This is a genomic window from Arthrobacter sp. P1_B11 (assembly GCF_056406715.1).
In genome coordinates, this window is record NZ_JBFTZQ010000051.1 from 1 (window position 1) to 15,209 (window position 15,209).

Below are 15,209 nucleotides of genomic sequence, written 5' to 3' on the forward strand. Positions count from 1 at the left end.
GGCCTGGCCTTCGGCGGGATGGACAGGTAGAACGCATGGTTGCCGCGCGTGCCGCGCTGTTCGTCGAGTTCCTTGATGGTCTCGCCGAGCCGCTCAAAGGCGGAGTCGTCATCGAACTCGCCCTGCACGAAACGGATGCCTTCGGACAGCTGGTTCCACACCGCCTCATCGAACGGCGTACGGGAGTACGTTTTGACCGCGTCTTTCACCTCCGCCGCGAAGTCCTCGTTGTCCCACTGTCGCCGGGCAAAGCCCACCAGGGCAAAGCTGGGCGGCAACAGGCCGCGGTTCGCGAGGTCATACACGGCGGGCATGAGCTTCTTGCGGGCGAGGTCACCCGTGACTCCGAAGAGCACGAGCGACGACGGTCCGGCAATCCGGTTCAGACGGCGGTCCCGCGGATCCCGCAAAGGGTTCCCGCTCCTGCCCGCTGACCTCTTGCCGTTCAAAGTATCTGGCATGGTTGGTTTAGTGCCTTAGCTTTCAGTGGCGGATGCTGCCTGGCCGGCAAGCGCGGAAACAATCTCCTGGAGCTGGGCGACGCCTGCTGCACGCTCGGTGAGGTGCAGGCGCAGGACCGGGCGGCCGTGTTCGCTCAGGACTTGGGCGTCACCCGCGGCCTGTGCCGTAATGAGCTCCCCGAAGGTGAACGGGCGGTCGGGGATGGCCAGGTCCTGGCCGGACGCGGCCGTCACCTGCAGGAAAACGCCGATGGCGGGTCCGCCCTTGTGGAACTGTCCGGTGGAGTGCAGGAATCGCGGTCCCCAGCCGAAGGTGACCGGACGGCGGCTGACCTGCGCCAGTTCGTCGCGGATGCCCTCAAGCTGCGAAAACGCAAGGCGGTCAAAGTAGGCCTGGACACTGAGGTAACCGTTGGCGTCCAGCTTCGCGAGCAGGGCGGTGACCGCCTCCGCCGCCGTGGCGGCGTTCCCCAGCCAGTCCCCGCCGCGCACCTCGATGGCACCGTCGGTGAAGGCGGCCGGCGTCGGTTCCGGCTGAGCGTCCAGCAGGCCGCGGGCAGCCACCTTGGCGGCTTCCACGTCCGGCTGATCGAACGGGTTGATGCCCAGGAGGCGCCCGGCCACGGCGGTGGCGAACTCCCACACCATCATCTGGGTGGCAAGGCCGCCGGCAATGGCAACTTCGTTTTCACCGAGTTCGACGTCGGCATCCGCACCTACCAGCCGCACCACCAGGACGTCTTCGGCGCCGGAGGTGACCTCCGGGGCGGAGGGGCCGGCGACCACCGGCAGGACGCCGGTGCCGAGCTTGCCGGTGGATTCCGCGATGAGCTGCTCAGCCCAGTCGGCGAAGCCCACGATTCCGGAGCCGTCTTCGACGATGACAATCTTGTCCCGCAGCGGGTTGGTACCGCCAAGCGCCGTTCCAAGCGCAAGGCCGATGTTCTCCGGGGCGTCCTCGTTGAGGATTTCTGCCGCTTCCTCGGCCTCGTCGAGGAAGGACTGGATGTCCACCCCTGCCAGACCGCACGGAACCAGCCCGAACGCGGTGAGGGCAGAGTAACGCCCGCCCACATTGGGATCCGCGTTGAAGATGGCCCGGTAGCCGGCCTCGCGGGAAGCCTTGTCCAGCGGCGATCCAGGATCGGTGACAATGATGATCCGGCTCTTGGCATCAATGCCGGCTTCGGTGAAGGCATGTTCAAAGATCCGCCGCTGCGAATCCGTTTCCAGGGTTGAACCCGACTTCGAGGAAACCACGATGGCGGTTTCGGAAAGGCGGTCCGCGAGGGCAGCACCGACCTGCTCGGGGTCGGTGCTGTCCAGCACGGTCAGCTCGACGCCGGCGGTACCGGCGATGACCTCGGGAGCGAGCGAGGAGCCACCCATTCCGCAAAGGACGATGCGGGTGACGCCTTCGGCCTTCAACGCATCGCGGAGTTCCAGGATGCCGTCCACGAGGGGCTGCGAGACGGTAGCCGCCTCGACCCAGCCCAGGCGGACCGATGACTCGGCTTCCGCATCGGGACCCCACAGGGTGTGGTCCTTCGCGAAGATCCGGGTGGCAATGCGGTCCTCCACCAGGGCGGGCAGGTGCTGCTCAAGGGCCTTCCGGGCTGCGCCGGTGGCGTCGTAGCTGAGAGTGTTCATTGTGGGTTAGGAAGCCTTCCGTGCGGTGGCGAGGGCGCCCTCAACGTCGGCCAGCAGTTCCTTCCAGCTGGCAACGAACTTGTCCAGGCCTTCGGATTCGAGCAGGGCCACGACGTCGTTGTAGGAGACACCGAGGGCCTCCAGGGCGTTCAGGGTGTCGTTGGCTTCGGCGTAGGTGCCGGTGACGGTGTCGCCGGTGACCACGCCGTGGTCGAACGTGGCGTCGAGGGTCTTCTCCGGCATGGTGTTCACGACACCCTGGGCCACGAGTTCCGTAACGTACAGGGTGTCCGGGTAGGCCGGGTCCTTCACGCCGGTGGAGGCCCACAGCGGACGCTGCGGCAGGGCGCCGGCTTCTGCCAGCACTGCCCAGCGCTCGGTGGAGAACTGCTCCTCGTAGACCTGGTAGGCCAGGCGGGCGTTGGCGACGCCGGCCTTGCCCTTGAGGGCCTTGGCCTCGTCGGTGCCGATGGCGTCGAGGCGCTTGTCGATTTCCGAGTCGACGCGGGAAACGAAGAACGAGGCAACCGAGTGGATCTTGGACAGGTCGTGGCCGTTGTCCTTGGCCTGCTCGAGGCCGGACTGGAAGGCGTTGATGACGGCGCGGTAGCGCTCCAGCGAGAAGATCAGGGTCACGTTGACGCTGATGCCCTCGGCCAGGGTGGCCGTGATGGCCTCCAGGCCCTCAAGGGTGGCCGGGATCTTGATGTGGACGTTGTCCTTGTTGACCTTCTTGTACAGGTGCTTCGCCTCGGCAATCGTGCCGGCGGTGTCCCAGGCGAGGCGGGGGTCCACCTCGATGGAAACGCGTCCGTCCACACCATTGGTCGCCGCGGCAACCGGCGCGAACAGGTCGCAGGCGTCCGCGACGTCCGTGGTGGTGATTTCGAAGATGGTCTCTTCAATGCTGGCACCGGCCGCGGCCTGCTTGGCGATCGTGGCGTCGTAGTCGGTGCCGGCGGTGATGGCGGCGTGGAAGATGCTGGGGTTCGTGGTGACACCCACAACGTTCTTCTCTTCAATCAGCTTCTGCAGGGTGCCGGTCTTGAGGCGGCCGCGGGAGAGGTCATCGAGCCAGATGGAAACGCCGGCGTCGGAAAGCTGCTGCGTGGGAGTGGTAGTCATTGCAATCTCCTTGAAACTGTGGGGTGCTGTCAGGACTGGAGTTCGGCGATGGAATCCTTGGCGGCGGCGGCGACAGCCTCTGCCGTGATGCCGAATTCCTGGAAGAGTCGCTTGTAGTCTGCCGAAGCGCCGAAGTGCTCGAGGCTGATGGAGCGTCCGGCGTCGCCGACGAATTCCTTCCAGCCCAGGGCCAAGCCGGCTTCGACCGACACGCGGGCTTTGACCGCGGCGGGCAGGACTGCTGTGCGGTAAGCGGCGTCCTGCTTGTTGAACCACTCAACGCACGGCATGGAGACCACGCGGGTGGCGATGCCCTCGGCCTGGAGCGCCTCGCGGGCCTGGACGGCGAGCTGGACTTCCGAGCCGGTGCCGATCAGGATGACCTGCGCGTCAACGGTCTGTCCGTCCTTGGAGGCTTCGGCCAGGACGTAACCGCCCTTGGCAACGCCGGCGATGGAACCGAAGGTGTCGCCCTCGGCTTCGCCTTCGCCCCGCTCGTAGGTGGGGATGTTCTGGCGGGTGAGGACGATGCCGGCCGGGTTTTCGTGGTTCTCCAGCATGGCTTTCCAGGCTGCCGAAACTTCGTTGGCATCGCCGGGGCGCACCACGTCGAGGCCCGGGATGGCACGGAGGGATGCCAGCTGCTCCACCGGCTGGTGGGTGGGGCCGTCTTCGCCCAGGCCGATGGAGTCGTGCGTCCAGACGTACAGGGACGGCACGCCCATGAGCGCACCGAGGCGGATGGCCGGGCGCTGGTAGTCGGAGAAGATCAGGAACGTTCCGGAGAACGCCCGGGTCTTGCCGTGCAGGGCGATGCCGTTGACGATCGAGGCGGCAGCGTGCTCGCGGATGCCGAAGTGCAGGACGCGGCCGTACGGGTTTCCGGACCAGGCGTCGGTCTGCTTGGACGCGGGAACGAACGACGGCGAGCCTTCGATCGTGGTGTTGTTCGACTCTGCGAGGTCGGCGGAGCCGCCCCACAGTTCCGGCATGACCGGTCCGATGGCGTTCAGGACCTTGCCGGAGGCTGCGCGGGTGGAAACGTCCTTGCCGGCCGGGAAGACCGGCAGGGCTGCGTCCAGTTCGGTCGGAAGCTTGCGTGCTTCCACGCGCTCCAGGAGGGCGGCGGCTTCCGGGTTGGCGGACTGCCAGGCGCCGAAGGACTCTTCCCATTCCTTGCGTGCGTGGGCGCCGCGGTCCACGACGGCGCGGGCATGGGCCAGCACGTCCTCGTCCACGTCAAAGGACTTCTCGGGGTCGAACCCGAGGACTTCCTTCAGGGCAGCAACTTCCTCGGAACCCAGGGCGGAACCGTGGATCTTGCCGGTGTTCTGCTTCTTCGGTGCCGGGTAGCCGATGATGGTGCGCAGCGAAACGATGGAGGGCTTGGACGTCTCCGCCTTGGCAGCCACGAGGGCGGAGTACAGCTCCTGGACGTCTTCCTTGTACTCGCCGGTCTTGGTCCAGTCCACGCGCTGGACGTGCCAGCCGTACGCCTCGTAGCGCTTGAGGACGTCTTCGGTGAAGGCGATGTCGGTGTCATCTTCAATGGAGATGTGGTTCTCGTCGTAGATGACAACGAGGTTGCCGAGCTCTTGGTGGCCGGCGAGGGACGAAGCCTCGGAGGTGACGCCCTCCTGCAGGTCGCCGTCGGAAGCGATGACCCAGATGGTGTGGTCGAACGGGCTGGTGCCGGCGGGAGCGTCGGCGTCGAACAGGCCGCGTTGGCGGCGCTGGGAGTAAGCGAAGCCCACCGAGGAGGCCAGGCCCTGGCCCAGCGGGCCGGTGGTGATTTCCACGCCGGCGGTGTGCTTGTACTCGGGGTGGCCGGGAGTCAGCGAACCCCAAGTACGCAGCGCCTGCAGGTCCTGCAGTTCCAGGCCGTAGCCGGAGAGGAACAGCTGGATGTACAGCGTCAGGGACGTGTGGCCGGGAGACAGGATGAACCTGTCCCGCCCGATCCAGTCCGGGTTCTTCGGGTCGTGGCGCATCATCTTCTGAAAGAGAAGGTATGCGGCCGGAGCCAGGCTCATTGCGGTGCCGGGGTGGCCATTGCCTACCTTCTCGACGGCGTCGGCGGCCAAGACACGTACGGTGTCAACCGCGCGCTGGTCCAAGCTGGTCCATGACAGTTCTTGCTCTTCCAAATGTGGCACGAAAACCGGGCCCCTCTCTGTGCTGACGGCGGGCGGTACGGACAGGTCGCAGGAGGGCACAGGTTGGTGCCCGCTGCATTTTGTCTACCAGCCGTTCACCATTGAAACGTTGATCTTCATTCAGTCACTGGACGGATTGGGAATGCGGTTTCTCACCGTCTCCCACCGCGCGCTGATCTGCAGACAGCTTAGCTCTATTCCACAGTTCGGGCAGCGGAAATCTCACTAAATGGACGCATTTTCTCTTTTGTGAATCACTGTTGGCGGGACTCGGCGGTGAGGCTGCGTTAATGTGCTCGAAGCAGGCTCGAAGGAATCATTTTCAGTGATTTGCCGAAATGGGGTGATGCCACGGACTGATGCGCGACCGCGGTATGATATCGGGAGGCCACCGGCGGACAGGCAGGGCCCGTGCAGCGGACTTCTTAGCCCGTCAACCGCCGTTGAGGGATCAATCCGGACTCAGGATTCGGGCAGATCAGCCAGACAACACAGCCAGACAGAACAGAGTGACTGCCAACGTGAGCACAACAGATACGCCGCTGACCTCGTCCCGGGTCCACGGAAGAGCCGGATTAGCCCGCAAGGCGAAGGCGTACTTCGCTCTCACCAAACCACGGGTCATTGAACTTCTGCTGGTCAGCACGCTTCCCACGATGATCTACGCTCAGCGTGGCTTTCCGTCCCTCGGCCTGATCCTTGCCACCCTGGTGGGCGGCGCGTTCGCGGCGGGCAGCGCGGGTGCCTTTAACTGCTACATCGACCGCGACATCGACAAACTGATGCACCGGACCGAAAAACGGCCGCTGGTCACCGGCGAAGTCACCCCGCGCGAAGCCCTGATCTTCGCCTGGCTCCTGGGCGCGGCAGCCATCGCCATTCTCTGGTTCGGCGCCAACCCGCTGTCGGCCTGGCTGGGGCTGGGCGCCATCGTGTTCTACGTCGTGATCTACACGATGATTCTGAAGCGGCGCACGGCGCAGAACATTGTCTGGGGCGGCGCGGCCGGTTGTTTCCCGGTGCTGATTGCATGGTCGGCGGTCACCAACACAGTTGAGTGGCCCGCCGTCGTGCTGTTCATGGTGATTTTCCTGTGGACGCCGCCGCACTACTGGCCGCTGTCCATGCGCTACGGCGAGGACTACCGGAATGCCAACGTCCCCATGCTGGGAGCCATCGCCGGCGCCCGGGTGGTCTCCGTGCAGGTTGTCCTCTACGCCTGGGCCATGGTGGCGTGTTCGCTGCTGATGGTTCCCGCCGGTGGCGCGGGCTGGGTCTACACCGTTACGGCCGTGGTGGCCGGGGCCTGGTTCCTGTACGAATCCCATGCCTTGTACAGCCGCGCGCAGGGCGGCGACCTCTCGGACAAGGGGGCCATGAAGGTCTTCCACGGTTCCATCAGCTACCTCACGCTCCTGTTCATCGCGCTGGCCGTCGACCCGTTCGTGGGCCCGGCCATCATGGGCTAACCGGGCAACACCGGCCGCCCCGGCAACACCCCCGCGCCATTCTGGCCCCCGGGACGCTCTCTCACTTGTCGCAACAGATTCGGCAACGCTCCTTCACATCATGTGTGGGAGCGTTCCTTTTTGCGCGCAGGATGTGAGAGAGCGTCGGCGGGAAGGGGGGGCAGGATGTAAGAGAGCGCGTCCACGGAAGGGCGCAGGAAGTGAGAGAGCGTCCGCGGGAAGGGCGCAGGAAGTGAGAGAGCGTCGGGGGCAAAGGGAAGCACCCCGAACAACGCGGACCGGGGTGCTTCCCTCTTGCTGGACTACTCTTGTGCCGAGCTTCTTTGCGGGTTTCCCTACCTGGCCGGGCTGTAGCGGGCGATGTCTGCGGCGTTCGTGGCGGCGCTCATGAGCAGCGCCGCTCCCAGCATGTGGGCGCCCACGAGGAGTGCCGGAATGCCGTTGTAGTACTGCGTGAACCCGATGAGTGCCTGCAGCAGGGTGACGCCGAGAAGCATCAGGACTGCGGCGCGGAACGGGCCGGAGATGTGGCGTCGAAGCACCAGGTAGCAGGCAAACAGCGTCCCGGCGGTGATTAGGTACGCCGGCACGGCATGGATGTGGGAGAAGAGGTCCCAGTCGAGATCGTTCCGCGGCGCATTGGCGTCGCCGGCGTGCGGACCGGCACCGGTGACCACGACTCCCAACATGACCGCCACGGCGGAGAATACTGCGACGGCGGTCATGACCGGCCGCAGCACCCCGGGCAGGGCGGGCAGCGCGTGGTCCATGAAGCGGCCTGTCCGGCCGTAGGCCCTGTTCACCAGCAGCGTGGCGAAAACCACCAGCGCCATGGAGACGAGGAAGTGAAGTCCCACCACCCACGGGTTCAACCTGGTGAGCACGGTGATTCCGCCGATCACCGCCTGCGCCGGGATGCTGGCAAGGAGGCCCAGGGCCAGCAGGAAAAGGTCCTTCCTTTCCTTGCGAAGGTTCCACAGGTAGACCAGCATCAGGACGGCGACGGCGGCCAGGGCGAAGGTCAGGAGCCGGTTGCCGAACTCGATGAAGCCGTGGATGCCCATTTCCGGCGTGTTGACCAGCGAGCCGCTGGTACAGCGAGGCCAGGTGGGGCAGCCCAGTCCGGAGGCTGTGAGCCGGACGGCGCCGCCGGTGACCACGAGGAGCGTCTGCCCGATCAGGGACAGCACAGCCAGGCGGCGGACTGCTGAATCAACGGTGACCGGAAGCCGTGACGTAATGCGGCTGACGATCTGGGGGAGGCGCGAAGCCGTACTCACGGTTATCTCAATTCCACTTGAACCAACGGATGGCTGCTGCACCGGCCACAACGAGCCACAGCAGCAGGACCAGGACGGCATTGCCATTGACCGCGCCGTGCAGGAACGCGTCGCGCAGCCCTTCTCCAAGCGAGCCTGACGGCAGCAGGTGCACGGTGTCCTGGGCCAGTTTAGGCAGCCGCTGCGCGGGTATCACGATGCCACCGAGGGCGCCCAGGAGGATCCACAGCAGGTTGGTGATGGCGAGCGTGGCCTCGGGGCGGACCGTGCCCGCAACCAGCAGCCCCAGAGCCGTGAACGCCGCGGCGCCCAGTACCAGCAGCCCCAGGCCGGGAAGCCAGCCCGACGCCTCGGGCCGCCAGCCAAGGATGAAGGCGACGGCGGCGACCACAACGACCTGCAGGAAGAGCACGGCAAGCACGGCGAGAATCTTGCCTGCGATGAGGCCGGTACGGCCCAGCGGTGTGGTGGACAGGAAGCGCAGCACTCCGTACCGGCGGTCAAATCCGGTCGAGATTCCCTGTCCGGTGAATGCCGTGGACATCGCGCAAAGGGCGAGGATGCCCGGCACTGCCACGTTGATCCTGCTGTCCCCCATGCCGTCCAGCAGCGGGGTAACGGTGAGCCCCACGAGGGCCAGCAGCGGCAGTACGATCGCGAGAATCAGCTGTTCGCCGTTCCGGAGCATCGTTAGCGCTTCGTATTTGCCCTGCAGGATGATGCGGCGGAGCAGGGGAGCGGCACTGCTGCGGGTGCTGTCGGTGAGTGGCGTCATCGGACGTCCCTTCCGGAAATGTCGAGGAAAACATCTTCGAGGCTTCGCGCCTCCATGCTCATCGACCCGGGCATCACACCGTGCCGGGCCCACCAGCCTGTTAGGGCCGCAAGGTCATCCGGAGTGAGCGCGCCGGTGGCCGAGTAGCTTCCGGCCCGGGTTTCCCGGACCTCCACCTCTGCAGGGAGCACGCCCGTGAAGTCGAGGCCGGGCAGGGCCTCGAAGTGCAGCGTCCGGATGTGGCCCTTGTGGGTCATCTCCGGAGTATGGTGCTGCAGGAGCTCGGCGACGGTGCCCTCGGCAACGTTCCTGCCGGCGTCGATGATGTACACATAGTCGGCCAGGCGCTGGGCGTCGTCCATCAGGTGGGTTGTCAGGATGATGCCCATCCCGCTGTCCCGGAGCTCCGAGATCAGCCCGAACACGAGCTGGCGCGACTGGGGATCAAGGCCGGCGCTCGGTTCGTCCAGGAACAGCACTTCCGGGTTGCCGATGAGGGCCGCTGCGAGAGCCAGCCGCTGCTTCTGCCCGCCCGAGAGCCGGCGGACATTCGTGCGGCTGAAGGAGTCAATGCCGAGCCGCTCCACCAGCTCGCCGATCGGCTTGGGGTTCCGGTACATGCCGGCGATGTGGCGAAGGAGGGGAAGAGGACGGGCCGACGGCGGGAGGCCGCCTTCCTGGAGCATGACACCGACGCGGGAGCGCAAGTCAGCGCCGGCTTTGCCGGGATCCTGGCCCAGGAGCGAAATCGTACCGCCGGTACGCTTCTGCAGGCCCTGGGCGCATTCAATCGTAGTGGTCTTGCCGGCGCCGTTTGCTCCTAGCAGGGCTGTCACTTCGCCGCGTCCGGCGACGAGTGACACGTCGCTCACCACCCTCAGCATCCTGCCATCGAGGGTGGGTAGCGGACCAACGTCCTTAATGAGCCCGCTGATGGCCAAAACGGGGGATTTGGGGGATCGCACCCCAGCATTCTACGTGAAGTAGTACTGCCCTTCCTGAGTGACCGCCAACCCCAGGTCAGCCAAGCCTTACTGGATGACCGGAGTAAATTACGACATGATTGTGTTGTGTATTCCATGACCAACTCCACATTCGTGCCCCTGGCCGGATCCGGCGCGCGGATCAGCGTGCTGCGCGGTGGAAAGCCGGCTGCCCAGGGCGCGCTGCCGCCCGCGGCCGACGCCGACGAGCGCACGCGCGACCGCGTCCTCAATGCGGTGCTGGAACACGGCCCCGTCAGCGCGGCCGAACTCGGTGATCTGCTCGGGTTCACCCCGGCCGCCGTCCGCCGCCACCTCGACCATCTGTCCCGCGCCGGGGTGATCGAGGTCAAGCGTGCCGCCCGCGCCGGGGCAGGCGCCGGCCGCCCGGCCCGCCGCTACGTCCTGAGCTCCCAGGGCCAGTCCACGCTGGGCGACGATTACCTGAACATCGCCAGCTCGGCGCTCAAGCAGCTCCAGGAGATCGCCGGCACCGAAGCGGTCCGCAAATTCGCCGTCGAGCGCTTTGCCGACATGGAACGCCGCTACGCTCCCGAAGTGGACCAGGCCGGAACCGATATCACGGCCCGCTCCCAGGCGCTTTCCGCCGCCCTGTCCCGGGACGGCTTCGTCGCCTCCACCGCTTCCATCGAAGCCAAGGCCCCGCTTCCCGCGGCGCTGTCCAGCGTCCAGCTGTGCCAGGGCCACTGCCCCATCCAGCAGCTCGCCACGCAGTTCCCGGTGTTCTGCGACGTGGAAACGGAAATGTTTTCGCGGCTGGTGGGCGTGGACGTCAGGCGCCTGTCCACCCTGGCCCGCGGGGGCCACGTCTGCACCACCCACATACCCACAGGCCGTCCGGCCGCGACGGGGGCTCACGCTCCGGGAGCGGAACCGGGCACCCTGCACGAAGTATCCAACCATCTGCAAGAAAGGCCGCTATGACGGACCAACTATCAGAGAACAAGGTTGCTGAGACTGCTGTGATTTCGGAGATTCTGGAGAAGAATCCCGAGCTGCACGGCATCGGCACCTACGAGTACGGCTGGGCCGACAAGAACGACGTCGGGGCCAACGCCCGGCGTGGTCTCAACGAGGACGTCGTCCGCGACATTTCGGCTAAGAAGAGCGAGCCGGAGTGGATGCTGGATCTGCGCCTCAAGGGCCTGAAGTACTTCGACCGCAAGCCCATGCCCACCTGGGGCGCGGACCTGTCCGGCATCGACTTCGATAACATCAAGTACTTCGTGCGTTCCACGGAAAAGCAGGCCGCCACTTGGGAAGACCTGCCCGAAGACATCCGCAACACGTACGAGAAGCTCGGCATCCCGGAAGCCGAGCGCAGCCGCCTGGTTTCCGGCGTGGCCGCGCAGTACGAGTCCGAGGTGGTCTACCACCAGATCCGCGAGGACCTGGAACAGCAGGGCGTCATCTTCCTGGACACCGACACCGCGCTGCGGGAGCACCCGGAGATCTTCCAGGAGTACTTCGGCACCATCATCCCGGTGGGCGACAACAAGTTCGCCTCGCTGAACACGTCCGTATGGTCCGGCGGTTCCTTCGTCTACGTGCCCAAGGGCGTCCACGTGGACATTCCGCTGCAGGCGTACTTCCGCATCAACACGGAAAACATGGGCCAGTTCGAGCGCACCCTGATCATCGCGGACGAGGACTCCTACGTCCACTACATCGAGGGCTGCACGGCCCCGATCTACACGTCGGACTCGCTGCACTCCGCCGTGGTGGAAATCGTGGTTAAGAAGGGCGCCCGCGTCCGATACACCACCATCCAGAACTGGTCCAACAACGTGTACAACCTCGTGACCAAGCGCGCGATCTGCGAAGAAGGCGCCACCATGGAGTGGATCGATGGCAACATCGGCTCCAAGGTCACCATGAAGTACCCGGCTGTCTACCTCACGGGCGAGCACGCCAAGGGCGAGACCCTGTCCATCGCGTTCGCCGGCGAGGGCCAGCACCAGGACACCGGCTCCAAGATGGTCCACATCGCGCCGAACACCAAGAGCTCCATCATCTCCAAGTCCGTGGCCCGCGGCGGCGGGCGCGCTGCCTACCGCGGCCTGGTCCAGATCCGCGAAGGCGCCAAGCACTCGGCCAACACCGTGCGCTGCGACGCCCTGCTGGTGGACACCATCAGCCGTTCGGACACCTACCCCTACATCGACATCCGCGAGGATGACGTCCAGTTGGGTCACGAGGCAACTGTCTCGCGCGTTTCCGAAGAGCAGCTCTTCTACCTCATGTCCCGCGGCATGCGCGAAGACGAAGCCATGGCCATGATCGTGCGCGGCTTCATCGAACCGATCGCCCGCGAACTGCCGATGGAATACGCCCTCGAGCTGAACCGCCTCATTGAACTCCAGATGGAAGGATCCGTCGGTTAATGACTGCCGAAATTACTACTGAAAAGGCCCGCATCGGAGCGCCTTCCATCGCAGGTTTCACCGAGGAAGGCGAGGGGCTGGTCTCCGCCAAGGTTGACCACAGCCACAACCACGGCGTCACCGTGATGGCCTCCCGCGCCGAGAGGCTCACGAGCTTCAACGTCGCTGACTTCGCGCTGCCCACCGGCCGCGAGGAAGAGTGGCGCTTCAGCCCGGTACGCGGACTGGCCAACCTCCTCTCGGACACTGCAACGGAGCTTGATCCCGAGCCCGCAACCGCGTTCACCGTGGAAGCGCCCGAAGGCTACGTCCGCGGCACTTTGGCTCCCGGAGCCGCCCCGCGCGGAACCGTGCTGACGCCGGCCGACCGTGCCGCCGTCGTCGCTTCCGCCAATGTTGACGAGGCCCTGCACCTGGTCATTCCGGCCGAGGCAGAGCCGGCTGAGCCGCTGCGGATCCTGGTCCACGGTGCAGGTGCCGGCCGCCGCTCGAACGCACACTTCGTGATCGAGGCCGGTGCCAACTCACGCAGCGTCGTGATCGTGGAACACACCGGCGCAGCCGATCACAACGGCAACCTGGAAGTCATCGTCGGCGAGGGCGCCAAGCTCACCGTGATCTCGGTGCAGCTCTGGGAAGACGACGCCAAGCACCTCGGCCAGCACGACGCCGAGGTGGGCAAGGACGCTGTGTACAAGCACATCGCCGTGTCCCTGGGCGGATCCATCGTCCGGCTCAACTCCAACGTTCGCTTCTCGGGTGAAGGTGCCGAGGCCGAGCTGCTGGGCCTCTACTTCGCCGACGCCGGGCAGCACCTGGAGCACCGGTCCTTCGTAGACCACAATGTGGCCAACTGCAAGTCCAACGTCCTGTACAAGGGCGCCCTGCAGGGCAAGAACGCGCACACCGTGTGGGTGGGCGACGTCCTGATCCAGAAGCAGGCCCTGGGCACCGACTCGTACGAGAAGAACCAGAACCTCGTGCTGACGGACGGCTGCCGGGCGGACTCGGTTCCGAACCTCGAGATCGAAACCGGTCTCATCGAAGGTGCCGGACACGCGAGCTCCACTGGGCGCTTTGATGACGAACACCTGTTCTACCTCATGGCACGCGGAATCCCCGAAGAGGTGGCGCGACGTCTCGTCGTCCGCGGCTTCCTCAATGAGATCATCCAGCAGATCAAGGTTGCGGCACTCGAAGAGCGCCTGACCGAGGCTGTTGAGCGTGAACTCGCCGCGACCGAAAACTAAGCAGCCGGAAAGTACAGGACAACGGATGACCGAACAGCCAAAGGGCGAGCTCGTCTGCAACGCTAACGAGATCCAGCTCAAGCAGGCCCTGCGGATCCTGATCGACGACTACCCCGTCGCGATCGTCAAGGACTCCATGGGAGAGATTCACGCGATCGGCGACACCTGCTCGCACGCGGACATCTCCCTCTCGGAGGGCGAGATCGAAGGCTGCGCCATCGAATGCTGGGGCCATGGGTCGCAGTTCGATCTGCGCACCGGCGAACCGCTCCAGCTGCCGGCGTACGACCCCGTACCCGTGTTCGCAGTGGAGATCGTCGGAGACGAGGTCTACGTGGACTTCACCAACGTCCTCAACGGCGCCGAGGCACCGAACTTCAGCTAGCCACGGGCCTGCTTCCGAGCCCGGCCTGTACCAGAACTTAACAACTTCCAGACCAAAGACCGCACCGCAGCCGCAACGGCACGGTGCAGAGGAGAACAAGACACATGTCTACTCTTGAGATCAAGGACCTGCACGTCAGCATTGACACCGAGCAGGGCACCAAGGAGATCCTGAAGGGCGTCAGCCTGACCATCCGGACCGGTGAGACCCACGCCATCATGGGCCCCAACGGCTCGGGTAAGTCCACTCTCGCCTCCACCATTGCCGGCCACCCGCGCTACAAGGTCACCGGCGGCACCATCACGCTTGACGGCGAAGACGTGCTGGCCATGAGCGTCGATGAGCGTGCCCGCGCCGGGCTCTTCCTGGCCATGCAGTACCCGGTGGAGGTTCCCGGCGTCGCGATGACCAACTTCCTGCGGACCGCGAAGACCGCCATCGACGGCCAGGCACCTGCGCTCCGAACCTGGACCAAGGATGTCAAGGCCGCCATGCAGCAGCTGCGCATCGATGCCGACTTCGCCCAGCGCAACGTCAACGAAGGCTTCTCCGGCGGCGAAAAGAAGCGCGTGGAGATCCTCCAGCTGGAACTCTTCAAGCCCAAGTTCGCCGTGCTTGACGAGACCGACTCAGGCCTGGACGTCGACGCCCTGAAGATCGTCTCCGAAGGCGTCAACCGCGCCCACGCCGAAGGCAACATGGGCACCATGCTCATCACCCACTACACGCGCATCCTGCGCTACATCAAGCCTGAGTTCGTCCACGTCTTCGTTGACGGCCAGATTGTGGAAGAAGGCGGCCCGGAGCTCGCCGACCGCCTCGAAGAAGAAGGCTACGACCGCTACGCCACGGGCGCCGGGGCAGCCACGATCGCTGCCGCTGCCGCCGCAGCGCAGGCCTAGTTAGGACACGCCATGACAGAAATCGACGCAGCCCGCACAGGGCTGGAGGATGTCGAAGAGGCACTCAAGGATGTCATCGACCCCGAACTCGGGGTCAACATCGTGGACCTCGGGCTGCTGTACGGCCTGAAGTACTCGGAGGATGATGGCGCCCTACTGATCGACATGACGCTCACCACAGCGGCCTGCCCGCTGACCGACGTCCTCGAGGAGCAGGTCGGCAAGGCGCTGGACGGCGTCGTGGACGAGTGGCGCCTGAACTGGGTATGGATGCCGCCATGGGGTCCGGAACGGATCACCGATGACGGCAAGGACCAGATGCGCGCCCTCGGGTTCAACATCTAAGGAAACTGCTTAAAGTACGACGG

General features: G+C 65.3%; 13 protein-coding genes and 1 pseudogene. 7 read left to right on the forward strand and 7 right to left on the reverse strand.

What is annotated here, in order from left to right; translation table 11 throughout:
• From AC1D14_RS22310 to tkt, 4 genes and pseudogenes are all read right to left on the reverse strand, one after another.
• A pseudogene (locus tag AC1D14_RS22310) lies at nt 1-461 on the reverse strand (glucose-6-phosphate dehydrogenase); the annotation flags it as partial.
• Nucleotides 462-476: 15 nt separating this feature from the next.
• On the reverse strand, nt 477-2,111 hold the full coding sequence (locus AC1D14_RS22315) for a glucose-6-phosphate isomerase (protein ID WP_230121316.1): 1,635 nt from the start codon (nt 2,109-2,111) through the stop codon (nt 477-479).
• A gap of 6 nt (nt 2,112-2,117) precedes the next feature.
• Complete coding sequence (gene tal, locus AC1D14_RS22320; RefSeq protein WP_476877247.1) at nt 2,118-3,236, reverse strand: transaldolase; 1,119 nt, start codon at nt 3,234-3,236, stop codon at nt 2,118-2,120.
• A 29-nt stretch (nt 3,237-3,265) separates the two neighbouring features.
• Nucleotides 3,266-5,383, reverse strand: a complete 2,118-nt coding sequence (tkt, locus tag AC1D14_RS22325; RefSeq protein ID WP_476877251.1) for a transketolase — start codon at nt 5,381-5,383, stop codon at nt 3,266-3,268.
• A gap of 518 nt (nt 5,384-5,901) precedes the next feature.
• Here tkt and AC1D14_RS22330 point away from each other — a divergent pair.
• Complete coding sequence (locus AC1D14_RS22330; RefSeq protein ID WP_476877246.1) at nt 5,902-6,861, forward strand: heme o synthase; 960 nt, start codon at nt 5,902-5,904, stop codon at nt 6,859-6,861.
• A gap of 335 nt (nt 6,862-7,196) precedes the next feature.
• On the opposite strand, the gene AC1D14_RS22335 is transcribed toward AC1D14_RS22330, so the two are convergent.
• Genes AC1D14_RS22335 through AC1D14_RS22345 form a run of 3 tightly spaced genes read right to left on the reverse strand, consistent with a single transcriptional unit; the run spans nt 7,197 to nt 9,881 of the window.
• Nucleotides 7,197-8,141 carry a COX15/CtaA family protein gene (locus AC1D14_RS22335; protein ID WP_230121312.1) on the reverse strand — a complete coding sequence of 315 codons (945 nt, stop codon included), beginning with the start codon at nt 8,139-8,141 and terminating at the stop codon, nt 7,197-7,199.
• 7 nt (nt 8,142-8,148) lie between these two features.
• Nucleotides 8,149-8,916: an ABC transporter permease gene (locus AC1D14_RS22340; RefSeq protein ID WP_230121311.1), complete on the reverse strand. Its 768-nt coding sequence runs from the start codon at nt 8,914-8,916 to the stop codon at nt 8,149-8,151.
• Nucleotides 8,913-9,881 (reverse strand): ABC transporter ATP-binding protein, encoded by a 969-nt coding sequence (locus AC1D14_RS22345; RefSeq protein ID WP_230121310.1) that lies wholly within the window; start codon nt 9,879-9,881, stop codon nt 8,913-8,915. The genes AC1D14_RS22340 and AC1D14_RS22345 overlap by 4 nt, the downstream gene beginning before the upstream one ends.
• A gap of 105 nt (nt 9,882-9,986) precedes the next feature.
• Here AC1D14_RS22345 and AC1D14_RS22350 point away from each other — a divergent pair, with 105 nt between their 5' ends.
• The 6 genes from AC1D14_RS22350 (at nt 9,987) to AC1D14_RS22375 (ending at nt 15,186) form a co-directional block, all read left to right on the forward strand.
• Nucleotides 9,987-10,844 (forward strand): helix-turn-helix transcriptional regulator, encoded by an 858-nt coding sequence (locus AC1D14_RS22350; RefSeq protein ID WP_230121309.1) that lies wholly within the window; start codon nt 9,987-9,989, stop codon nt 10,842-10,844.
• A complete protein-coding gene (gene sufB, locus AC1D14_RS22355) occupies nt 10,841-12,304 on the forward strand; it encodes a Fe-S cluster assembly protein SufB (RefSeq protein ID WP_230121308.1) in 1,464 nt (487 codons plus the stop codon). The genes AC1D14_RS22350 and sufB overlap by 4 nt, the downstream gene beginning before the upstream one ends.
• Nucleotides 12,304-13,554, forward strand: a complete 1,251-nt coding sequence (gene sufD / locus AC1D14_RS22360) for a Fe-S cluster assembly protein SufD (protein WP_230121307.1) — start codon at nt 12,304-12,306, stop codon at nt 13,552-13,554. Before sufB ends, sufD begins: the two co-directional genes overlap by 1 nt.
• 25 nt (nt 13,555-13,579) lie before the next feature.
• Nucleotides 13,580-13,939, forward strand: a complete 360-nt coding sequence (locus AC1D14_RS22365; RefSeq protein ID WP_230121306.1) for a non-heme iron oxygenase ferredoxin subunit — start codon at nt 13,580-13,582, stop codon at nt 13,937-13,939.
• A 104-nt stretch (nt 13,940-14,043) separates the two neighbouring features.
• Nucleotides 14,044-14,841, forward strand: a complete 798-nt coding sequence (sufC, locus tag AC1D14_RS22370) for a Fe-S cluster assembly ATPase SufC (protein ID WP_476969218.1) — start codon at nt 14,044-14,046, stop codon at nt 14,839-14,841.
• 12 nt (nt 14,842-14,853) lie between these two features.
• Nucleotides 14,854-15,186 (forward strand): metal-sulfur cluster assembly factor, encoded by a 333-nt coding sequence (locus AC1D14_RS22375; RefSeq protein WP_003798940.1) that lies wholly within the window; start codon nt 14,854-14,856, stop codon nt 15,184-15,186.
• The last annotated feature ends 23 nt before the right edge of the window (nt 15,187-15,209 follow it).